Source organism: Microcoleus sp. B6-A1, from assembly GCF_036705085.1.
Lineage (GTDB): Bacteria > Cyanobacteriota > Cyanobacteriia > Cyanobacteriales > Microcoleaceae > Microcoleus.
In genome coordinates this window covers 1-21,728 of the sequence record NZ_JAUBTU010000109.1, presented here as the reverse complement: position 1 = coordinate 21,728, position 21,728 = coordinate 1, and the positions used below count along the sequence as shown (strand labels likewise).

Annotated in this window: 16 protein-coding genes; 6 read left to right on the top strand and 10 right to left on the bottom strand. The window is 46.2% G+C overall.

All coding sequences use genetic code 11. The annotated features are described in order from the left end of the window. Both QUB11_RS27340 and QUB11_RS27335 read right to left on the bottom strand, forming a co-directional pair. A partial coding sequence (locus QUB11_RS27340; protein ID WP_333202861.1) for a DUF4347 domain-containing protein occupies positions 1-3,026 on the bottom strand: 3,026 nt, incomplete at its 3' end. Positions 3,027-4,125: 1,099 nt separating this feature from the next. Next, positions 4,126-6,237 carry a prolyl oligopeptidase family serine peptidase gene (locus tag QUB11_RS27335; protein WP_333202860.1) on the bottom strand — a complete coding sequence of 704 codons (2,112 nt, stop codon included), beginning with the start codon at positions 6,235-6,237 and terminating at the stop codon, positions 4,126-4,128. A gap of 258 nt (positions 6,238-6,495) precedes the next feature. Between QUB11_RS27335 and QUB11_RS27330 the strand changes: the two genes are divergently transcribed. Next, positions 6,496-7,620 carry a flagellar assembly protein H gene (locus QUB11_RS27330; protein WP_333202859.1) on the top strand — a complete coding sequence of 375 codons (1,125 nt, stop codon included), beginning with the start codon at positions 6,496-6,498 and terminating at the stop codon, positions 7,618-7,620. 101 nt (positions 7,621-7,721) lie between these two features. On the opposite strand, the gene recR is transcribed toward QUB11_RS27330, so the two are convergent. Both recR and QUB11_RS27320 read right to left on the bottom strand, forming a co-directional pair. After that, on the bottom strand, positions 7,722-8,315 hold the full coding sequence (gene recR / locus QUB11_RS27325) for a recombination mediator RecR (protein ID WP_190744271.1): 594 nt from the start codon (positions 8,313-8,315) through the stop codon (positions 7,722-7,724). 152 nt (positions 8,316-8,467) lie between these two features. Beyond that, a complete protein-coding gene (locus QUB11_RS27320; protein WP_190737631.1) occupies positions 8,468-8,836 on the bottom strand; it encodes a translation initiation factor in 369 nt (122 codons plus the stop codon). A 400-nt stretch (positions 8,837-9,236) separates the two neighbouring features. Between QUB11_RS27320 and trpB the strand changes: the two genes are divergently transcribed. From trpB to QUB11_RS27305, 3 genes are all read left to right on the top strand, one after another. After that, positions 9,237-10,475, top strand: coding sequence for a tryptophan synthase subunit beta (trpB, locus tag QUB11_RS27315; RefSeq protein ID WP_333202856.1), 1,239 nt, complete (start codon positions 9,237-9,239; stop codon positions 10,473-10,475). Positions 10,476-10,847: 372 nt separating this feature from the next. After that, a complete protein-coding gene (locus tag QUB11_RS27310; RefSeq protein WP_333202855.1) occupies positions 10,848-11,258 on the top strand; it encodes a CAP domain-containing protein in 411 nt (136 codons plus the stop codon). Between the two features lie 164 nt (positions 11,259-11,422). Beyond that, complete coding sequence (locus tag QUB11_RS27305) at positions 11,423-12,055, top strand: ribonuclease D (protein ID WP_333202867.1); 633 nt, start codon at positions 11,423-11,425, stop codon at positions 12,053-12,055. Positions 12,056-12,585: 530 nt separating this feature from the next. Here the strand turns inward: QUB11_RS27305 and QUB11_RS27300 are convergent. Continuing rightward, the gene (locus tag QUB11_RS27300) at positions 12,586-13,647 is read right to left on the bottom strand and encodes a hypothetical protein (RefSeq protein ID WP_333202853.1); all 1,062 of its coding nucleotides are present in this window, start codon (positions 13,645-13,647) and stop codon (positions 12,586-12,588) included. A 1,075-nt stretch (positions 13,648-14,722) separates the two neighbouring features. Beyond that, positions 14,723-15,850 (bottom strand): HetZ-related protein 2, encoded by a 1,128-nt coding sequence (locus QUB11_RS27295; protein WP_333202852.1) that lies wholly within the window; start codon positions 15,848-15,850, stop codon positions 14,723-14,725. A 145-nt stretch (positions 15,851-15,995) separates the two neighbouring features. Between QUB11_RS27295 and glyS the strand changes: the two genes are divergently transcribed. Together glyS and murD are read left to right on the top strand one after the other, a co-directional pair. Continuing rightward, positions 15,996-18,161: a glycine--tRNA ligase subunit beta gene (glyS, locus tag QUB11_RS27290; RefSeq protein WP_333202850.1), complete on the top strand. Its 2,166-nt coding sequence runs from the start codon at positions 15,996-15,998 to the stop codon at positions 18,159-18,161. Positions 18,162-18,527: 366 nt separating this feature from the next. Beyond that, entirely contained in the window at positions 18,528-19,874 is a 1,347-nt protein-coding gene (gene murD, locus QUB11_RS27285) for a UDP-N-acetylmuramoyl-L-alanine--D-glutamate ligase (protein WP_333202848.1), read from the top strand. A 143-nt stretch (positions 19,875-20,017) separates the two neighbouring features. On the opposite strand, the gene QUB11_RS27280 is transcribed toward murD, so the two are convergent. The 4 genes from QUB11_RS27280 to QUB11_RS27265 form a co-directional block, all read right to left on the bottom strand. Continuing rightward, positions 20,018-20,218 carry a hypothetical protein gene (locus QUB11_RS27280; RefSeq protein WP_333392112.1) on the bottom strand — a complete coding sequence of 67 codons (201 nt, stop codon included), beginning with the start codon at positions 20,216-20,218 and terminating at the stop codon, positions 20,018-20,020. A 36-nt stretch (positions 20,219-20,254) separates the two neighbouring features. Beyond that, on the bottom strand, positions 20,255-20,617 hold the full coding sequence (locus tag QUB11_RS27275; protein WP_333392110.1) for a hypothetical protein: 363 nt from the start codon (positions 20,615-20,617) through the stop codon (positions 20,255-20,257). After that, positions 20,586-20,768 carry a hypothetical protein gene (locus QUB11_RS27270; protein ID WP_333202843.1) on the bottom strand — a complete coding sequence of 61 codons (183 nt, stop codon included), beginning with the start codon at positions 20,766-20,768 and terminating at the stop codon, positions 20,586-20,588. Before QUB11_RS27270 ends, QUB11_RS27275 begins: the two co-directional genes overlap by 32 nt. A 187-nt stretch (positions 20,769-20,955) precedes the next feature. Next, on the bottom strand, positions 20,956-21,366 hold the full coding sequence (locus tag QUB11_RS27265) for an MAPEG family protein (protein WP_333286386.1): 411 nt from the start codon (positions 21,364-21,366) through the stop codon (positions 20,956-20,958). Between the last annotated feature and the right edge of the window lie 362 nt (positions 21,367-21,728).

The window sequence follows — 21,728 nt, the reverse complement described above, 5'->3', positions numbered from 1 at the left end:
GTTGGTGTTGTGGGAGTTGGTGTTGTGGGAGTTGGTGTTGTGGGAGTTGGTGTTGTGGGAGTTGGTGTTGTGGGAGTTGGTGTTGTGGGAGTCGGTGTTGATACTATCAGTCCATCCACAGTAGCGGTAGCAGGGAGACTGATAGCATCGCTGTTGTCTTTCGCGGTGTAGGTGAAATTTGCTCCTGTAAAGTTGCCCGTCGTTTGGAAAAATAGTTGCTGCAACTGTTCTGGAGTCAGGACTTGGCCTGGTGTCACTGGTACGCCACCGTTGGCTGGATCTCCTAAAAACAGGACTGCTTGGTCTGGTGAGGGTAGGGTGTTGATCGTGTAAGAGACGATCAAGCCGTCGTCCGTTCCTCCCAATCCTGTGACTAACTGGCTGCTGTTGGGCCCTAGGCTGGAGGTCGCATTCTTGGCCTCTGGCGGTTGGTTGGGAGTTGGAGGTGGTGTCAGAGTTGTGGTGACTGTAAATGCGTTGTTGTCCAGAGTCGGGTCAGCGGTAGTTGAGGTACTTCTGGCGGTGTTGCTGACGCTGCCGGATGCAGGTACGATGAAGCTGACTGTGTTGTTGACGGTGACACCGCTGGCTAAGCTGGTGACTGGCGGGAAGCGGACAATACCTGTATTGGGATCGTAGACACCGCCGTTGACTTCTGTTACGGCGCCAACGATGCTGTCAGTAATTGTGAGGTTTTCGGCTGTGCTTGGGCCGTTGTTGACTGTGGAAATTATGTAAGTAACTCTTTCACCTGGTGCTGCTGCCGTAGGCCCTGTTTTGGTGGTAACAACATCGGCACTAGGTGTCAGAGTTGTGGTGACTGTAGCCAGCGGATCAGTGCCGTTGTTGTTTTCAGGAAAAGGATCTGGGGTAGCTGAGGTATTTCTGGCGGTGTTCTTGACGGTGCCGGATGCAGATGCAGGTGCGATGAACCTGACTGTGTTAATGGCAGGAGGATCACCGGAAGGCAAGCTGGGAATCGGTGGGAAGGTGACAATCCCAGTATCTGGATTGTAAACAGCATCGTTGGGTAGACTAACTATTTTTAAACCCGGAACGATGCTGTCGGTAACGGTGACGTTTGCGGCTGTGCTTGGGCCGTTGTTGACTGTGGAAATTGTGTAAGTAACTGTTTCACCTGGTGCTGCTGCGGTAGTTCCGATTTTGGTGGTAACAACATCGGCAAGAGCATCAACAATTGTAGTTGAGACTTGAGAGATGGGTTGGGAACTATTGTTGTTAGCTAGATTGGGGTCGAAAGTGCTAGATGTGCTATAGGCAGTGTTAGTTAAGGCAGCGCCGCCTGTTGCCGGAACTCTTGCGGTGATGGTGCGGGTTTGGCTAGCACCGTTAGCCAGAGTCGGAATCGCCGGCCAGATGACCGTCCGCGTTACGGTGTTGTATGTGGCGAGGTCGGAGGCGCTGACGAAACTTAAGCCCGCGGGCAGGGGATCTTGAATCAGGACGCTTTCGGCGCTGTTTGGCCCGTTATTTGTGGAGGTAATCGTATAGGTAATCGTGCTATTGGGTATGGCATAGATTGGGCCTTTTTTAACAATAGAAACGTCGGCTTGGAGTGCAGGCGGATCTATACTTTGGACGACGACATTGTTAACTTCGTGAATGTTTGTATTGCCCCCTGTCGAAGCAGCAAAGCCAAATTTAAAAGTACGTGGCACTGCTCCGTTTATAGTTACCAAATTTGGTATGTCGAGCAGTGTTTCGCCCGCATCAAATGTGTCACTACCGTCCAAGTCTAAGGCAACTGTAAGACGGTTAGGTGTTACTGAGGTAGTCGGGAATAATGTAACTTGAACGGTTCTTTTAGTATTAGCATCCGTTCGACTGGTTGCATCTATATTATCTATGCCACCGGGAACGACTGTGCTAGTTAAAAAATTATAAGATGTGCTTTGGCTGCCTCTAAGTCCTACTGCATCAGCTAGCCTAATAAGTGGATCGTTCGAGATGCCACCCTGTTTTCCAGCAATAACGCTAGAATAATTGCCAAACTCGTCTAATCCGACACCTAAATAACCTCCTACAATACCCGGTGAATTTGAATTAGTATTTTGAGCATAGCCGAGAGAGCCGCCAAAGCCTCCCGCTTGTGTTGGCGTAGCTGTTCCGTCAATGAGGAAAAAACTAATGCCATCGGCACCAAGGCGATTATTCTGCCGATCGCGGACAGTACCTCTGTTATAGGCAAAGAAATCAAAGGTAACTCTCAGACCCTCAGTGGCCAATATGGGGTTGTTGTAGATTACAAAAGCTGATTGTCCAAAGGCGTTTGAGGTTAATCTCAAAGTACCGCTTCCGGGTGTATCGCCAGTCCCTAAAGCCGGAATAACGCCGCTGAGGTTTTGTGTACTACCTGCGGTTAAGCCTGGGTTAGCTGTAGTGGGGTTGCCAACTCCATATATCCAAGGCCCGATTACTGTTGTATTTTTAAATTCTTCAGCGGCTAAGGTAGCCAGGACTGATGTGTAGCCTTCTAGGACTTCTTTTTCAAAGGCTATTTCGGTATTTATTTGTCCTGTAGTAATTTCTAATTCCCAGTCGCCGCCTAGTGCTGCACTACCAGTTAAATTATTGGAAGCTGCAACATTTGCTCCTGTTATTTCACTGAGTTTTTGTATAAAATTTAGACCTGATTCCCCGGCGCCTGTGTTGCAACTTAACAGCAGAATACTACCTGTTTCGTTGAGAGCTTTACCCCACTGCTGCAATTGGCTGGAATAGGTTTCTATATTGTGAATATTGAGCTCTGCCCGGCCGATTTCTACTGATGCTGATGCGCCGTGAGCAACTATTTGAATGCTATTGAGGCTGTGCCGCGAGGCGGCAATTTGGGCAATTTGTTCGATTCCATCCCGGGTTCTATCGAGGAGGATTACTTCTGTACCGCTTTTCACTCCCCTGAGAAACTCTTGGTAGTTTTCTACTTTTGAATCCACAATCGCTAGATTTTTTCGGCTAGCCGTCTCTGCTTTATGGCTAGCTTTTCTCAAGATTTTAGTTTCCATATTGGTAGATTTCCGTGTTTGGGTAGATGACCAATTTCACTGATTTGGGATGGTTTTCCTTTGGGGTTAATTTTGTTGCTAAATCTAAGCTACCCCCTTTTCATAGATGACGATAAACTTTCAACTATAAAGTTTATACATTATTTTACTCGGATAAATAATAGTTGCCTCTATTTGTTATTTGTGATGTTAGTCAATCATTAGACAGGATTTACAGCGATCGCCCTTGGATGTCCTGATGCGACAGATCGCTGCCAATCATAACATGAATAAGGGGTCACAGCCTTTATGTTAGCCAAAACCCTCTATTTTTGGGAAAAATGATATCAGGTCTAACGTTAGTTACATGGTAAATTACTTACGGATTCATTAGCATAAGGGGTCTGACCCCTCATACCGCTGTTCTGAGTCTGGTGATATCGAGGCTGGATCAGACAGCTTGAACCGTAAATATACTGAAAATATAAAGTTCCTAAAAATTGCCAGATTTTGACTTTGAGGTGCGATCGCTCTTAAAAGTTGAGAGTACCGCATTTCTAGAGATTTATACTTATAAAGAGTACCCGGAAAACCCTATGACTTTAGTCCAGGGATGAAAGGGCATGGCAGGATTTCTCCTGCCTATCAGATACACCAATTGCACAAATGTCTGGCAAGTGTGCTATCGTCAAAAGAGTCGAAAGTTGCGAATTTTGAGAAATCAAGTATCTAGCTTAACAGCAGTACGGATGCTCAAAATAATTAATCACAACCAATACTAAGGTTCTGAACCGATTAAATCGTCAGTAAAAGACGTTAAAACCTACCCCCGGACTGGAGGAAAGTCACGACCGAGGAGCTAGTTGCAAGACTAGGATAGCAGACCGCCATTTTTGGCAAAAAGATTGCGCCCGGAAACCCTCGCAATAGGGATATTAAGGCCCGAAAGTCTTAAGAATCCCCGTGCCTTAAGGCCGGGGAGTGTCAAATATGTTAATACCAGGATTGCGGTGACAAAAAAGAACGATCGCCCTTGAATTCAAAAAGTACGATCGCCCTTTACACCCTCTTTATATCTAAATCATCAAACTGCGTCGATCGCACCCTCTAACGCCACTTGCTAAGCGTCAATATCGAGTTCCCGCACTAAAAAAGCCCATTCATCAGCCAATTCTTCAATGACTTTCGCAGTGGGTTTGCCGGCACCGTGTCCCGCTTTAGTTTCAATGCGAATTAACACGGGTTTTTCTCCCGCGTGGGTTTCTTGCAAGGCAGAAGCAAATTTGAAACTGTGGGCCGGAACTACTCGATCGTCGTGATCGGCAGTTGTAATCATTGTCGCTGGATAAGCGGTTCCCGGTTTAAGATTGTGCAAGGGAGAATAGCCGTGAATTGTGGGAAATTCTTCGGGATTTTCCGGCGAACCGTATTCAGAAGTCCAAGCCCAACCAATGGTAAATTTGTGGAAGCGCAACATATCCATAACGCCGACTGCCGGCAGCGCTGCACCGAACAATTCCGGCCGCTGAGTCATGCAAGCTCCCACTAATAAACCGCCATTGCTACCACCTGCGATCGCCAATTTTGCCGGTTTGGTGTACTTGTTTTCAATCAACCATTCAGCGCCAGCTATAAAGTCATCAAACACGTTTTGCTTGTTCAACTTTTTGCCTGCTTCGTGCCATGATTCGCCGTACTCGCCGCCTCCCCGCAAACAGGCGATCGCATAAACTCCACCCATCTCTAACCACACTATCCTGCTAACAGAAAAACTCGGAGTTAGCGAGATGCCAAAACCACCGTATCCGTAAAGGTAGGTGGGGTTATTGCCATCCAACTGCAAGCCTTTCTTGTGGGTGATAAACATGGGTACTTGCGTACCGTCTTTGCTAGGGTAAAATACTTGTTTTGTCTCGTAATCGTCGGGATTAAAATCGACATTTGGTTGTCGATAAATCGTACTTTCATCGGTCACCAGATTATAGCGATAAATGGTGTTGGGCGCAGTGAAACTGGTGTAAGCATAAAAGGTTTCGGTGTCGTGTCGCTTGCCGCCGAATCCTCCCACCGAACCGATTCCCGGCAAAGCTATTTCTCGCGCGAAACAGCCGTCTAAGTTGAAGATTTTAATTTGGGTGTAGGCGTCTTTCAGATAAGAAGCCACAAATTGATTGTTGAGGATGCCAATACCTTGGAGGGTTTCGGCTGCTTCCGGGATAATTTCTGTGAACCCCCCCTCCCTGGGCGACGAGGGGGTTTCGTCACCAGCGAGGGATGAAGGAGGTGGGTTGTTGGTGTCGATCGCAATTACGCGGCCCAACGGTGCATTCAAGTTTGTTTGAAACCAGAACAGAGGGCCTTCATTGTCGATGAAACTGTACTCTGCCTCGAATTCGCTAATCAGTTCTACAACGGTTGATTCCGGTGCAGTTAAATCCTTGTAGAAAATCAAGTTTTTCGTTTCAGTTCCCTGCCAAACAGAGATAATCAAGTATTTGCCATCTTCGGTGACGCCACCGCTAAATCCCCACTCTTTTTGGTCGGGTCGCTCGTAGATTAATACGTCTTCAGATTGGGGCGTGCCTATTTGGTGGTAAAACAGTTTTTGGTAATAGTTAACTTCTTCGTGCTTGCTTTTTTCGTTGGGTTCGTCGTAGCGACTATAAAAAAAGCCTTTACCGTCGTGAGTCCAGGATGCTCCTGAGAATTTAATCCACTTTAAATGGTCTGATAAATCTTCGCCGGTTGCCACCTCACGGACTTTCCATTCCTGCCAGTCGGAACCGGAGTTTGACAAGCCGTAGGCCATGTATTTGCCGTCTTCGCTGATAGCTATTCCACCCAGAGCAACGGTTCCATCTTCTGAGAGAGTGTTGGGGTCAATTAATACTTTGGGTTCGCTATCGAGGGATGTTAAAGTGTAGAGTACGGATTGATTTTGCAGGCCATCATTCTTGTAGTAGAAATAGCGAGATCCTTCTTTGAAAGGTATGCCGTATTTCTCGTAATCCCAAAGTTGAGTTAGGCGCTGTTTGATTTTTTCCCGCGCCGGAATTTCGTTGAGGTAGGCAAAAGTGACTGCGTTTTGGGCTTCCACCCAAGCTTGGGTTTCCTCCGAGTCGGGATTTTCCAGCCACCTGTAGGGGTCAGATACTTTGACGCCGTGGTAGTCGTCTGTTTGGTCGATTTTGCGGGTTGTGGGGTAGCTTAAAGGTCGATCGAATTGGGTCATGATTTTTTACTACTCTCGGTAACTTTGTCCAGTTTACCCTTTCGCGGCAGTGATAGGGGAGAGTCGCTCAATTTGGGATTTGAGATTTTATCCTAAATCTGGGTTAAATAAGTCAGCAACGGCTCAAAAAACCGAATACTTTGATACCTGAATCCTTTAAAATATTTGGTGTATAACATAGAAGATATCGCCAATAAATACTATTTTAAAATGAGATATAATTAATTTAGTTTTTTTCGGATAACGTGCTTCCCAAGAATGACTAAATTTCCCCATGACCAGTTTGCCAAAGAATACCTAAGAGAGTTGTTGTCACCTCTAGGAGAAGTAGAAACAAGTAAAGATGTTTCTGCTCAAGTTCGAGAAATTGATATCTGGTTTAAACCCACTTCTGTATCGCCTGAATACGTAGAGAATTTAGGTTTATTAGGTCAAATGACTGCGACTGTGGCTGCGATCGAACCATTTCGCAATGCCGTCAATACAGAGGATATCTTCAGTTGTGTTGTCAAACTTTTAAATACTAGGGCAGAATTACTGCGCCGAGCTAATCGAGAAGAGCAACGTTTAGAATCCCAGCAATTACCCCGGTTGTGGATTCTGACTCCCACGGCTTCGGAGGCTTTGTTAAGCAGCTTTAATTTTATGATTCCAGAAGAGTCAGAAGGTTGGGGGAGGGGGGTTTATTTTCTATCGGAAGTTTGGCGAGTAGGATTGATAGCTATTCACCAGCTACCGAATGTTCCAGAAACGATGTGGTTGCGGATTTTAGGTAAGGGTAAAGTACAGCAAGGGGCGATCGCGGAATTAACAAGATTGCCTGTTGATAGTCCCTTACGAGCTAATACGCTAGAATTATTGTACAACCTGCAAGCGAATCTGCAAGTAAATTTAGCAGCTAGTACCCCAGGAAATCAGGAAGATAAGGAGTTAGTTATGGCGCTCGTACCTCTGTTACAACAAAAAATAGATCAGGCCACACAACAAGGAAGAGAAGAAGGAAGAGAAGAAGGAAGAGAAGAAGGAAGAGAAGAAGCACAGCGGTTGATTTTGCAGAACTTTCTGCAAGTCAGATTTGGAGAGTTAGACGCTAAGATAATTGCCTTTTTTGCCTCTGTCTCGGCTTTACCTGTTGGTGAATTCACTATGTTGTTAGTGCAATTATCCACATTGCCAATTGCCCAAGCAGATAGACAACAAGTACAAACTTTAATCGCCGAAAATGTCTTGAGAAAGCGCTTTGGTCAATTAGAAGTAAACACCGTCAATCTCATCCCAAATCTGCTCGCATTGTCTGCCGATAATTTATCGCTATTGCTGTCACAACTGCCGGATTTGTCAATAGAAGAACTAATGGCTCGAATAGAAAACTCTTCCCTTTGAGTAAAAAAAGAGCGATTAAGCTCGATCGAGTTCTTGTGGAAAGTAGGGGTTGGGCGTCCCGCGCGCCAGAAAACACAATTTAGATGCGGGACAAATTATAACTAATCCAACTCCCTCCTTCCTTCCAAAGCACGAGCCAATGTAACCTCATCGGCATATTCCAAATCTCCCCCCATCGGCAAACCAAAAGCTATGCGCGTCACTAGAGTAAAAGGTTTTAATAAGTGACCGATATAAAGAGTAGTAGTTTCGCCTTCCACGCTGGGACTAATAGCAATAATTACTTCCTTAACCTTTTGCTGGCTGACGCGCCGGACTAATGGTTGAATGTTCAATTGTTCCGGGCCAATTCCATCCATCGGCGAGATAACGCCCCCAACAACGTGATATTTACCCATGTATTCCCGCGTTTTTTCTAAAGCGATTACATCGCGGGATTCTGACACTACACAAATGGTATGACTGTCGCGGTTGGTATTGCGGCAAATTTCGCAAACAGGGTCAGCAGATAAGTGAAAGCATACTTGACAGAAACCTACTTGCTGTTTGGCATCAATCAAAGATTTAGCTAGGGCTTGCACTTCTTCTTCCGGTCGCTTCAAAATATGTAAAGCTAGCCGCTGGGCTGTTTTTGGACCGACTCCGGGCAAGCGCTGCAATTGTTCGATTAAACGAGCTAAAGGTCGAGTGTACATTAAAAATTGGCGGTAATTGGTAATATCATTTCTGGTTGATTCGCGACAATATAATTTGTGCGATGTAGGGGCGGGTTTTACCAACCATCTATGTTTAAAACTAAGTATATCATAAACTCGTCCCGCCCGTACACTGATGACTATTGACTAATTTACCCTCCACTAATTTTAGCTTTGTAGCCTAACTTTGTGATAATTTCTAGCAGCTTTTGCTTGTGTTCGCCTTGAATTTCGATTTCATTATCTTTGACTGTGCCGCCAGTACCGCATTGGGCTTTTAGCTGCTTGGCTAAAGTTGCTAATGTTTCGGGTTTTTCCTGAAAGCCGCTGATGACTGTAACTGTTTTGCCGCCGCGTCCTTTGCGGGATGCTTCGATTTTGAGGTTTTGTTGATTGGGGGGAACTTCGGCAACTCCCCGTTGGAGGGCGGCCGAGTTGTCAACATTCCCAAACTCGGAGTAAACTATTCGTTTGCCCTCGGTTGTTTTGCTGTCAGAATCTTTGCGTTTGGATGCTGCCATAGGTTAAAATGCTTGAACTTTTTTTACTGGTATTTCTAGTTTTAGCGGATTGGGGTATGGTTGCGATCGCTCGGAATGCGATCCCATCTTCTACTTATTGTATTAGCCCGTCAATCGATTTTAGATTTTAGATTTTAGATTAAAGAATTGAAGGATTGACCCCACGGATAAATTCGGGGGGCAAGTTTCTCGGATACAGGTTTTTTATTTCTGGACGGATGAATCACGTGGCGGGTATCCTGGATGCTTGATTGTCAAGCGTTCAAGGAATTATAATGAAATTTGTTCGATCGCCTCAAGTCCACAACCGATTTGGTACGATCGACTTTGGTACGATCGACATCAAGCCTCTAGCTTACCCGCCAATCTAAAAAATCTAAAATCTAAAATCTAAAATCAAATGACAGTCACCCCCCTGCATCTCACCACCGAAACCAGCGCCCAACGCCCCGACTCCCTCGGCAGATTCGGCAAATTCGGCGGCAAATATGTCCCCGAAACTCTGATGCCGGCTTTATTTGAACTAGAAGCGGCTTTCCACAAATACCGCAGCGAACCGGAATTTCAAGAGCAACTCCAACAATTGCTCAAAGATTATGTCGGCCGCCCCAGCCCTTTGTATTTTGCCGAACGCCTCACCGAACACTACGCTAAAGCAGACGGAACTGGCCCGCAAATTTACCTCAAACGCGAAGATTTAAACCACACGGGAGCTCACAAAATTAACAACGCTTTAGCTCAAGCATTGCTGGCAAAACGCATGGGAAAAAAGCGGGTAATTGCTGAAACTGGTGCCGGTCAACACGGCGTTGCTACTGCCACAGTTTGCGCTCGTTTTGGTATAGAATGCGTTGTCTACATGGGCGTTCACGACATGGAAAGACAGGCTTTAAATGTGTTTAGAATGCGCTTGATGGGTGCCGAAGTGCGGCCGGTGGCGGCGGGTACGGGAACGTTGAAAGATGCCACTTCCGAAGCGATTCGCGATTGGGTGACAAACGTGGAAACAACTCATTACATTCTCGGTTCCGTAGCGGGCCCGCATCCTTACCCCATGATGGTGCGCGATTTCCATGCGGTAATCGGTGAAGAAACGCGGGTTCAGTGTCAGGAAAAGTGGGGTGGTTTGCCGGATATTTTATTAGCTTGCGTCGGCGGCGGTTCTAATGCAATGGGTCTTTTTCACGAGTTTGTCGGGGAAGAAACTGTTAGATTGATTGGTATTGAAGCGGCGGGCGAAGGTGTGGAAACTGATAAACACGCTGCTACTTTGACTAAAGGAAGTGTGGGAGTTCTGCACGGGGCGATGAGTTATTTGCTGCAAGATAATGAAGGTCAAGTGATTGAGCCACATTCGATTAGTGCGGGTTTGGATTATCCGGGCGTGGGGCCGGAACACAGTTATTTGAAGGATGCGGGCAGGGCTGAATATTATAGCGTAACTGATGCAGAAGCGCTGGGAGCTTTTCAGCGGCTTTCGCAGTTGGAGGGGATTATTCCGGCTTTGGAAACTGCTCACGCGATCGCCTATTTGGAGACTCTGTGCCCGCAGCTAACAGGCAATCCGCGCATTGTGCTTAACTGTTCGGGACGCGGCGACAAAGACGTGAACACTGTGGCGAAGGTTCTGAATATCTAGGTTAGCGGAATGTGGGGCGATCGCTCTGTAGGAATTGGTAACAATTAATTGGTGTCAACTTAAGACAAAAATCCTTTGTATCTCTCGTTTGTATCGAAGTCTAGATCCCCCCTAGCCCCCCTTAATAAGGGGGGGACTGGAAGCGCTCTTTCGTCCCCCTTATTAAGGGAGATTTAGGGGGAGCGAGAGGCTCATCGTCAGACGGTATACTCATACTACTTTTGGCATTAAGTTGACACTAATGGTAACAATTAACTTTATTTCTCGTTTGATTTCATGTCCAAAGGTTTGATTTCGATTTGCTTGGGATTGTTGACAATCCTGCCAAAGTGTGACACTTCCATTCCTACGCGATCACTGCCACAAACTCCCATGAATACTAATGTTGCTTCGAGTGCTATTACTGACTTAGAAAAAGCGGTTAACCAACAGATAAATCAATACCGAGCATCTAAAAAGTTGCCGCCGCTGAGTATCGATCAGCGAATCACTCAGATAGCAAGAATTCACAGCGAAAATATGGCTAACGGTAAAGTCAATTTTAGCCACGATGGATTTGAGGGGCGGGCGAAAGCAATTACAATTCCTTATCAAAGTGTAGCTGAAAATCTTGCTTATAATTTCGGCTACAGTGACCCGGTACGCAATGCTGTTGAAGGTTGGATTAAAAGTGACGGCCACCGTAAGAATATGGAGGGTCAGTTTAATGTGACCGGTATTGGGGTTGCGAAAAATGCCAAAGGGGAGTATTATTTTACTCAGCTTTTTGTCCGCAGTCGGTAAGCGGAAGGAAGGCACGAAACTGATTCGGACACGGATACACGGATTAATTATCGAGTGTGACGTAGATGCTGAAGTTAGAAGGAAGAGGGAAGAGGGAAGAAGGCAGTCAACAGTCAACAGTCAACAGTCAACAGTCAACAGTCAACAGTCAAAAATTACTAATAATGGAATTTGCAGATTTTCAAGTGTGCGATGGTGATATTCCCGATTCTCTCTTATCTTATTATTTGACTGCGCCGGCGATCGCGGTTGATACGGAAACAATGGGTTTGCTACCGTGGCGCGATCGCTTGTGTTTGGTGCAGTTGTGCAATCCCGAAGGTAAAGTTGCAGTGGTGCGGATTGCCAAAGATCAGACAGCAGCACCGAATTTAAAGAAGTTAATGGAAGCCGAAAATATTGAGAAAGTATTTCATTTTGCGCGCTTTGATATGGCAACAATGCGTTACAATTTAAGTATTGACATTGCACCAGTTTTCTGCACCAAGCTAGCTAGTAAGCTTGCTAGAACTTATACCAACAAACACGGATTGAAAGAATTAATTCTCGAACTTGAAAAGGTAGAATTAAATAAAACATCTCAAAGTTCCGACTGGGGAAATGCGACTAATCTTTCTGACGACCAACTAAATTATGCTGCTAATGATGTCCGCTATTTGCTGAACGCTAAACAAAAGTTGACTGCTATGTTGCAGCGAGAAGAACGCTGGGAAATTGCACAGCAATGTTTTCAGTGTTTGCCCGTTTTTGTGAGTTTGGATTTATTGCAGTACAAGGATGTTTTCGAGCACGGCTAATACCCTTTTAGATTTTAGATTTTAGATTTTAGATTTTAGATGGGGAATGACTGATGAGGACCAGGGTTTAGAGTACAGGCATACAGTTGCATTCTTTTTTTGAAATTGTATAATATTGTGTCATATTATGTCCGATCGATTGACCATAATATCCCGGCCGGGCGGGTTTTTGAGATTGTCAATTATTGGCAGATATTATTGGTGAACCCGCCCCTACCTGATTTCGGGCGAAGCGAAGCGGAGGGAATCGACCGGAGTAGATATCACCTCGCACAATTGCAATCAAATTGGTTTGTAATGAAGACTTGAGTTATGATAAAACTCGCTTGGACTTGAGTCCTCACTACAAACGTAATTATTATTATTTGACCGGACTTGATGTGATATCAAATCCGGTAGCATCGGAGTTATTCCTCTCTGTATTCTCTCCCTCTGCGTTCTCTGCGCCCTCTGCGGTTAAATCATTCCGATACAACCGGAAACGATATGAGTAAAAAAAAATCAAAACAGTCATCTATTGCTGATTATGGCTAATCGGGATTATGTTCGTGCAGCAAAGCTTCAATTTGGTCGTCAACATTTCTAATCACCTGTTCCAAAGCCGGCAACCCCTCTAAAGGCACAGGAGAAAGCCGAGTTCGATCGCGAATTTGATTCACTTTCCGCTGCAATTCTTCGGCCAGCCGCAGCGCGTCGCGACTCAAAGTAGACAACTGCTGCTGCTGGTAAAACCTCAAAGCTGCCCCCCGCAAAACTTGCAGGGTGGCTTCTTCCTTGCCACCCACCGTCATTACCCGCAAGCGCAACAGCAAATGAGTGTTTTGATAAATGCGCTCAACTTCGACTTGTTTGGGCTGTTCCACCGGGCCAACAGGCATATCCGTCAGCCGCTTCAACTCATCGATGACCTCTTGGAAAAGCACGATATCGATACCTTCGAGCATCGATTTCAAAACGCCATCTTGACTCCAAAGAATCCGGCCTTGGGACTGGTGCCGCTCAAAAAACAGGCGGCCGATACCCTCTCGCAGCACTCTACCGAGCAATTCTTGCAGCAGTTGGGGCGCGGGCAAAGTTGTCAAAACTTCCACTTGGCTTGACAAGTGCAAGGCCTCGACATTCAAAACCGATAGCTGTGTCGGTGTCGGGGGAACCTCAGCGCCAGCAGGTTTAAACCGCTCAGGAGCGGGCATCGAGGGTTCTGGCAAAGACAGCAGCGTTGCTGCATTGGGGCCTGAAGTTGCTGATGCGGGATTTTTGGGTGTTGGGGCTGCGGCGGTTTCTGTCTGGCTCGGTTCTCGGAGCTGGTTCCCGTGCAGCAAGTAAGCTGAGAGCATCGAGCGCTGAGTTTCCGAGGCAATTGGCTCTGTTGTGACTGAGCAATTCATGTAAGCTAAAATCCGCTGCACGTAGTCCAAGGCGGAGTCATCTTGGGCATCGACTACGCCCAATTTAAATAGATTACCTTCTAGAGATAAAGGCAAAACTTGATAATAAAGGCAAGCTTCAAAGGGGACAACTGTGTCGATTAGGTGAAATATTCGATCGGAGTCCATTGTAGCTGCCGAGTGTGTTGAAGATGTATATACCATTAGCTGCTTTGTAGTTGGAAGCGCGATCGAGCGCGACGCACCAACCTGATGCGATAAAATTAAACGCTGCAACTTCCCTGACGGAGGAATTGGCCTAACAACCGGAAGCTTTTATTAAAGAAAAATCCTTAGTCCCAGAATTTTCTCCCTTCTGTATTGCAGCCTCAAATTCTACCAAAAGATTGAGAGCTAGATGATGACTAGCGCAGTCTAGACCCACTATCATCGATCGCCCGAGACAGATGCCCGTGGCTGGCAACAATAGAATTATGTCAGGAATACGCAAGTATTAGAGATGCACCACAACCGATGATTTACGGGCAACCGCTGAATTTAGGATTGGGTGAAATACCCAAACTAAACGGAATACCGTTATAGTTCGGGCTTCGTGTATCGTTTGCCGTTGCTCTGTTGGGTATACCCATTTCTGGGTATTCGTCACTGAAGACGATCCGAGTCTGACACAGCATCTCTGGCTTTTTACGGCCTTTATCCCTTCGTAGGGAATCCACGCAGAAGCCCTGTTTCCCAAGGCAAAAAACTATTTTCGTACAACAAACTTGGATTGTATTTTATGGTGGGACGTACCTTACCAACCAGCGGTCTGCTCTTTCCCCTTTTCTCTCGCAGTTGTCCGAGGCCAAGCATTTTACTGCTACTGTAGCCTGTTGTTTGCAGTCGAGTGGGTGGGTCGCAACCACTTATATCTTAGACTTTTGAGGAAATTGTCGCTCTTTTTTCATAGACCTTGCGAAAGCTTATATCCCAACGCCCAATTGAGTACAATTACAGCGTGGGGCTTACGCCAATTGAGTTAAAAAATCCTGAAAAGTCGATCGTGCTGCTAGTATCTTAGCCCAGAGAGTTGACTGCGATCGTCTCGGAGCGCGATCGTCACTGCAGCGCTACGATATCCCGATTAATCTAACCTGATTTGATACAAGGGGCATCTCGCGGTTTTCCACGGGGAAACTCGCAGTAATCTGTGGCTGTTCGGGAATTGATTTGTAGCGCGGATTCGGAAAAATGCTACCGCCAATTAACAATTAGCAATTGCCCGCCACCCATTACCAATCTACTCGTTGCGGAGCGATTGAGCTGCTAAATAGAGTTTGCTCCACTCGCCGATGACTTGATTGGTTTTCAGCTTTAATTCAGATGCGATCGTCTCTACACTTTTCCCTGCTTTCAGCGATTCTACCAACTGCCGCTGCACCGGCGTGAGGTTTTGTAAATATTGCTGCCACTGAGCCGGAGTCAAGCCCAAACTGTGTTCTTTGAGCGAAGTTTCCAGCCAGTTGGCGACTAATTCCGGTGCTTGTTTGACCGCAAAAACCCGAATCGCGTGGTAACTGACTTTTTCTCGCAAGCGGTAAATTTGCTTGATCGGAACCTTCAAATCCTCGGCAATTGCCTCTTGGGAACGACCTTGCAGGTAAAGCTGCAGCCACCGGGAAGCCAGCGGATCGACTTCAGCGGCCAAGTAATTCTCAAATTCTTGTTGGACAATCTGCCGCTGAGTTTGCTGCTCTTCCCAAGCTTGATTTTCTCGATACTCGGACATTGCCTGTTCGTCTAGCAGGCTGAGAGGTTCGTCTGTATCGTCGGGTAGAACCTGTTCCGACACCAGCCGCACCCAGTCTCCCGCAGGCACTTGCGTCAACCCGCCCCGCTGGGCACGCCGCAGGTAGTTGACAAAACGGTACACCAGCAGCGGCTGGTTGCGGATCGGCCGTAAGCAGTATTCTTCTGTGCTCGCTAGCAGCAAAGCATTTCGGAGGCGTCTGTCTGAGGTGCATTCGGCAATCCAGGCGACTTGCTGCTGCAGGTAGCGATCGGAATTGAGCATTTCCTGAATCACTTCTTGCAGTACCTCCACCGCACTCCGCTGTCTGTCGCGACTCAGGGAAACCCACGCTTGGATTTTTTGCCGGAGCACAACCAAACCGCCGAGCCGCCCGATCAAGTTGCGGTAAGCTTTTTCTGGCGGTACTCCCAGATACCGAGAAATCAAAATTCGATATAAAAAGTCGATCGCCCCAGAGGCGACAGACAATTGAGTTGGGCTAAGAGTGTCAAATCTTTCGGGCTTGTCTCCCAACAGCCAGCGGACAACACTCTCGCGGGTGCTAGAATTTTCGTCCGGGCAATCTTGTTCAAGTCGAGACTTCCAATCTTGTGCCAGTCTTTGGGCCAAGGTCATGAGCTGTTGAGCTATTTGTCTTTCACCCCCGATTTTACGTGGTATCCTGGATTTTTGAGTATTTTTCAGATATTTCAGATATACGATCGCGCGATCGGATAAATTACCTTAAATTACCCTAAACAAAATTCCATTACGGTGCGATATGCCTAACTTTTTATTAGAACTCGGTACGGAAGAATTGCCCGCATCTTTTGTCGCAGGCAGCGCCCAGCAGTGGCAGCGACTTGTACCTGCAACGCTGGCAGAAGAATCCTTGACAAATGACTCTATTAATGTATACGCTACTCCGAGGCGTTTGGCCGTTCTCGTGAAAGGACTGCCAGTTCAGCAATTAGACAGAGAAGAAGAGGTAAAAGGGCCACCCGCGAGTTCGGCTTTTAAAGATGGCAAACCGACGAAAGCAGCCGAAGGTTTTGCGAAAAAGCAGGGCGTAGAAATTGAGGCTTTGGAAGTTCGCGCTACCGATAAAGGCGATTTTGTGTTTGTGCTCAAAAAGATTCCGGGGCGGATGAGTGCGGATATTTTGGCAGAACTTGTGCCGCAGTGGATTAATAAGTTAGAAGGCAAAAGATTTATGCGGTGGGCAGACGGAGATTTGAAGTTTCCGCGCCCGATTCGATGGATGGTGGCCCTGTTAGATGATACTGTACTGCCAATTACATTGGTGAGCGGTTCGGATACGGTCAAGAGCGATCGAATTTCCCAAGGACACCGGGTGTTATACACCCCCCCTACACCCGTGGGAGGGGTCTCGATTCCCCAAGCCGAGGATTATGTCGAGTGTCTGCGGGCTGCTTGCGTAGAGGTCGATCGCACCCAGCGCAAAAATCAAATTAAAGCACAAGTAGAAGCCGCAGCGACAAAACAAGGCGGTTACGCCGACATTACCGAAGATTTGTTAGAAGAAGTCACCGACTTAGTAGAATGGCCGAACGCAGTTGTCGGCAAATTTGACGAGGAATTTTTGATATTGCCACCGGAAGTAATCACCACAATTATTGTTACAAACCAGCGGTATTTTCCCATACTCAAAAGCCCCGATTATCCCGAACTTCTGCCCTATTTTATTACAATTTCCAACGGAGATCCCGCTAAAGCCGCGATTATTGCCGCCGGTAACGAGCGAGTAGTGCGGGCAAGATTGGCAGACGGTCAGTTTTTCTACAAAGCAGACTTGGTAAAGCCTTTAGAGGATTATTTGCCCAAGTTGGAAACAGTTACTTTTCAGGAAGATTTAGGGACAGTGCGCGCAAAGGTCGATCGGCTGTGCAAGATTGCCAGTTTAATTGTCAATCAACTGCAAATCACAGAGGAAGAGCAAGCTGATGTAGCCAGAGCAGCCTTACTTTGCAAAGCCGACCTCGTAACCCAAATGGTTTACGAACTTCCCGAAATGCAAGGAATCATGGGGCAGAAATACGCCTTAGCAAGTGGCGAATCGGAAGCAGTAGCCACAGCAATTTTTGAACATTATTTGCCCAAAGGTGCGGGCGACAATTTGCCTCAAACTCTGACAGGTCAAGTTGTCGCAATAGCCGACAAATTAGATACATTAGTCAGCATATTCGGTTTGGGAATGTTGCCGACAGGTTCCTCCGATCCCTTCGCTTTGCGCCGCGCAGCCAATGCAATAACTAACATTATTTGGGCGGCTCAGTTGCCAGTCAACTTGCACCAGTTGCTCGCCGAAGTTGTTGCAGAATTTACCGCAGCCCGCCCGCAAACCTCGGCGGAGTTGCTGGATCAGTTATACGATTTTTTCTTGCAAAGAATTAGGACTTTGTTGCAAGAAGAAAAAAATGTAGATTACGATTTGGTAAATGCAGTTTTGGGAGAAAACGACCCAGAATATACTGAACGAGCATTGAGAGATTTGTTGGACGCACTGGAAAGAGCGCTTTTTCTGCAAGAAATCCGCAATAACCAGACTTTGGATCTGATTTACGAAACAGTCAACCGTTCAACTCGTTTGGCGGCTCAAGGAGATTTGGATAAAGTAGAATTGGAACCGAAAAATGCGGTGAAACCAGAGTTATTTCAAAAATCGTCTGAACAAGCTTTCTATGATGCAGTGGTACAGTTAGTGCCGCAAACCCTGTTATCCAAACAAACTCGGAATTACCAGCAGTTAGTAGATAGTTTGACGGAAATTGCTCCGACTGTCAGCAACTTTTTCGACGGGCCAGAAAGCGTTTTGGTGATGGATTCTGACCCGGAAATTAAGCAAAATCGGTTAAATTTACTGGGTTTGCTGCGGAATCACGCGCGGGTGTTAGCTGACTTTGGGGCGATCGTCAATCGATTTTAGATTTTAGATTTTGGATTTTAGATTGCGACCAAAGGTTTTGATGTAATATCAAATCCATTGGTATCGGAATTATTCATTTCTATCTTCTCTCTTCTCCTCCTCTGTGTCCTCTGCGCCCTCTGCGGTTAAATCATCCCAAAAAAACCCTAACCGAAATCGATTTTAGATTTTAGATTGTGGATTTTAGATTGCGGCCAAAGGTTTTGGTGTAATATCAAATCCATTGGTATCGGAATTATTCATTTCTATCTTCTCTCTTCTCCTCCTCTGTGTTCTCTGCGCCCTCTGCGGTTAAATCATCCCAAAAAAACCGTAACATATAAGAGGAAAAAACCAAGAAAGTTCGCTCCATCACACACACAACTTATGCCGATAGCTCATATCATTGGACTAGGAAAATCAGGAATTGCCGCCGCCAGACTGCTAAAACGCGAAGGATGGGAAGTAACGCTGAGCGATCGCTCATCTTCCCCAAACTTGCTCGAACAGCAACAGGAATTCGCTAACGAAGGAATTAATGTTGAGTTAGGTCAATCATTTGAACCAGTCGAATCGATAGAATTAATAGTAGTAAGTCCGGGGGTTCCCTGGGACAGTCCAGCATTAGTGCGCGCCCGAGAGTTAGGGATTGAAACAATCGGAGAAATGGCTCTTGCGTGGCGTTACCTCAAATCTCCTTGGGTGGGAATTACCGGCACTAACGGCAAAACTACTACTACTGCTTTAATTGCTGCTATTTTTGCAGAGGCCGGGCTTTACGCTCCCGCTTGCGGCAATATTGGCTATGCTGCGTGTGAATTAGCTTTAGGCGAAAAACCGCCGGATTGGGTAATCGCAGAAATCAGCAGCTATCAGATAGAATCCTCGCCGTTTGTAGCGCCGCGAATTGGAGTTTTGACGACTTTGACGCCGGATCACCTCAGCCGCCACAAAACTTTAGAAAATTACTACAACATTAAAGCGCATTTGCTGAAAAAGTCTGAATTGCAAGTAATCAACGGCGACGATCCTTGTTTGCGGCAGCAAGGAGTTGACATTTGGCCGGATGCGTGTTGGACGAGTGTCAAAGGTGAAAAAGAACTGTTGGGAAATACAGATTTTGGAGCCTATATTCAAGATGGTTGGGTAATAGCTCAAAACGAGAAAATTCTGCCTGCTGAGTCTTTGCGGATGGTGGGAGAACACAATTTGCAGAATTTGTTAATGGCGGTGGCGGCGGCTAATTTGGCGGGGATAGATAAAAGTGCGATCGCCCGCGCGATCGCTAAATTCCCCGGAGTTTCGCACCGCCTCGAACACATCTGCACTTGGGAAGGCATAGATTTCATCAACGACAGCAAAGCTACTAATTACGACGCCGCCCAAGTCGGGTTAGCTTCTGTGAGCGCACCAGCGATTTTAATTGCGGGCGGTGACGCCAAAGAAGGGGACGATCGCGCATGGATTGATACAATCAAGGCGAAAGCTGCTGGGGTGTTGCTAATTGGGGATGCGGCAGGTATTTTTGCCGATCGGCTCGAACAAGCAAATTACAACGCTTGGGAAATAGTCGAAACAATGGAACGAGCCATCCCGCGAGCAGCAGAATTAGGCAAACAAAATCATGCTAAAGTCGTGCTGCTTTCGCCAGCTTGTGCTAGCTTCGATCAATACCAAAACTTCGAGCAACGGGGCGATCATTTCCGCCAATTATGCCTCGAATCCCTGATTTAACGGACACCAATCGCGTAGGGGCGGGTTCACCAACAATTTATGCCTAAAACCAATAATCTCGTAAACCCGCCCCCACCAAACTGTCAATCACAATCTACCGCTTTCAAGATACAAGAGGCGGGTTCACCAACATCTTTAATTGGCTAACCATAATCTTCATAAACATCCCCCGTCCATACTGTCTTCCAAATATCTTTAATTCTAGCCTGCTGTTCCCATTCTAGCTCAGAAAAAACTATCATTATTTCCTCATGAGTATAATCAATAATGATTGCTGCCAAATGAGCAGCGGTTTCCGCTTCCAGCATGGCTGTTTTTAACTTAACCATTGCCTCCTTATCCATTCGCACTAAACTTTGAATATTGACCTCACTTTCATTTTAATTGTGTCTGCAAATGTCTTTTAATTGGGTCTGGAAATCAGCAATCTGAGCAGCACTTATTGTATCAGAATGCGACGAGGATATTTTATTTTTTGGGCTGCAAAGCTGAGAGAGCATTTTTTCATCAATCTCCAGAATATTGCCTTGGGAAGTGCCATTTTTTTGCAACAAAGTAGCGATTTCTCTTTCCAGTTGGCGATAGCCTTGCTGAAAGAAATCTTGAGAGTTAGAACGAAACAAACCGCTATTGAGTTGCTGAATTTGGCTAGGTGTCAGCGATTGAGCCGAGACAGCAGCCGGAAATCCCAAAGATGCTGCTAGCCACCAGCTAGAAATTATCTGTTTGAGAATGCTGTTCATCACTGTCGGGAGGAGTTATTACCTCAGTTGGTTTCTCGTTTTCTGACTCGCTTGCTAATTCATCTTCTCGTTCAAGTTTTTCTTGCCACTCGACAAGCTGCTGAAAAAGTTTCGGGCTAATTTCAAATACGGGTTTGTTGGTTTCTGACATATTTACTCCTAACATTTATTACATTTAACTGGTTTAACTGGTTCCCTGGCTCTGCCTGGGAACCCCTGTGCAGAGGCTCTGCCTCGCTTTTTCAGCAGGAAAATTGGAGGCACAGCCTCCGGGTCTGCGTTTCCAGGCTCTGCCTGGTAACGAGTAGAAAAACAATTATGTCGATCGGAAGTTACGCTCAAACCTTCAGCAGCGACATAATTATGCCTGTTAAGGAACCACCAAGCAAAGCTAAAGTAGCTAAGGTACTAATGCCAAATCCTGCCGCTCTTTTTTCAGCAGCTTGATAGTAACCCCAAGCAAACAAAATGCGTCCAACTATCCAAACTGCGCCGATACCAGCGCCCCAAATTGGGCTGATAAATTGCGAGAACAGCCACAGCGAGGGCAAAAATAGAATCATTTGCTCTAAGGTATTTTGCTGAACTCGCAACACTCGCTCAAAGTCTGGGTTTCCTGTCACCTGCGGGGGAGAAACTTTGTATTTGAATCTAGCTCTGCCGACGTTGATGGTAACAACGAAGTAGAGAATTAATGCTGAAACAGTAATTAGACTAGGCCAAAGTGTCGCGTTTGCTTCTGCGAGCATGATTCGGTATTATTGGGGTGGACTATATATCTTGATTATAAATCAATTATTGCCGATCGCGTTATTCATCGCCCTCCCGTCATTCCAGGTCGGGGATTTGATGCAACTGCTGGGTATTAGTGGCGCTGCAATTGCTTCATAGTTCTGGGACATCCTCGAAAACTTGCTGGCTGGGATTTGGATTGTTTTTGCTCGCACCTGCAGAGGGATACCAGCCCCCGACTCTTGTCGTGAGCCGTCCAAATTTTAGACTTTTGTTCAAGCTCCCAGATTCATATTTGGAGTAAATCTAAAATCTAAAATCTAAAATCTAAAATCTAAAATCTAAAATCTAAAATCTAAAATCTAAAATCTAAAATCTA

Excerpts from the sequence above, each read along its gene's own strand:
- trpB (WP_333202856.1), top strand. The coding sequence starts at position 9,237 with ATGACAGTCACCCCCCTGCATCTCACCACCGAAACCAGCGCCCAACGC.
- recR (WP_190744271.1), bottom strand. The coding sequence starts at position 8,315 with ATGTACACTCGACCTTTAGCTCGTTTAATCGAACAATTGCAGCGCTTG.
- QUB11_RS27300 (WP_333202853.1), bottom strand. The coding sequence starts at position 13,647 with ATGGTATATACATCTTCAACACACTCGGCAGCTACAATGGACTCCGAT.
- murD (WP_333202848.1), top strand. The coding sequence starts at position 18,528 with ATGCCGATAGCTCATATCATTGGACTAGGAAAATCAGGAATTGCCGCC.
- QUB11_RS27280 (WP_333392112.1), bottom strand. The coding sequence starts at position 20,218 with ATGGATAAGGAGGCAATGGTTAAGTTAAAAACAGCCATGCTGGAAGCG.
- QUB11_RS27310 (WP_333202855.1), top strand. The coding sequence starts at position 10,848 with ATGAATACTAATGTTGCTTCGAGTGCTATTACTGACTTAGAAAAAGCG.
- QUB11_RS27305 (WP_333202867.1), top strand. The coding sequence starts at position 11,423 with ATGGAATTTGCAGATTTTCAAGTGTGCGATGGTGATATTCCCGATTCT.
- QUB11_RS27295 (WP_333202852.1), bottom strand. The coding sequence starts at position 15,850 with ATGACCTTGGCCCAAAGACTGGCACAAGATTGGAAGTCTCGACTTGAA.
- QUB11_RS27275 (WP_333392110.1), bottom strand. The coding sequence starts at position 20,617 with ATGAACAGCATTCTCAAACAGATAATTTCTAGCTGGTGGCTAGCAGCA.
- QUB11_RS27320 (WP_190737631.1), bottom strand. The coding sequence starts at position 8,836 with ATGGCAGCATCCAAACGCAAAGATTCTGACAGCAAAACAACCGAGGGC.
- glyS (WP_333202850.1), top strand. The coding sequence starts at position 15,996 with ATGCCTAACTTTTTATTAGAACTCGGTACGGAAGAATTGCCCGCATCT.
- QUB11_RS27330 (WP_333202859.1), top strand. The coding sequence starts at position 6,496 with ATGACTAAATTTCCCCATGACCAGTTTGCCAAAGAATACCTAAGAGAG.
- QUB11_RS27270 (WP_333202843.1), bottom strand. The coding sequence starts at position 20,768 with ATGTCAGAAACCAACAAACCCGTATTTGAAATTAGCCCGAAACTTTTT.
- QUB11_RS27335 (WP_333202860.1), bottom strand. The coding sequence starts at position 6,237 with ATGACCCAATTCGATCGACCTTTAAGCTACCCCACAACCCGCAAAATC.
- QUB11_RS27265 (WP_333286386.1), bottom strand. The coding sequence starts at position 21,366 with ATGCTCGCAGAAGCAAACGCGACACTTTGGCCTAGTCTAATTACTGTT.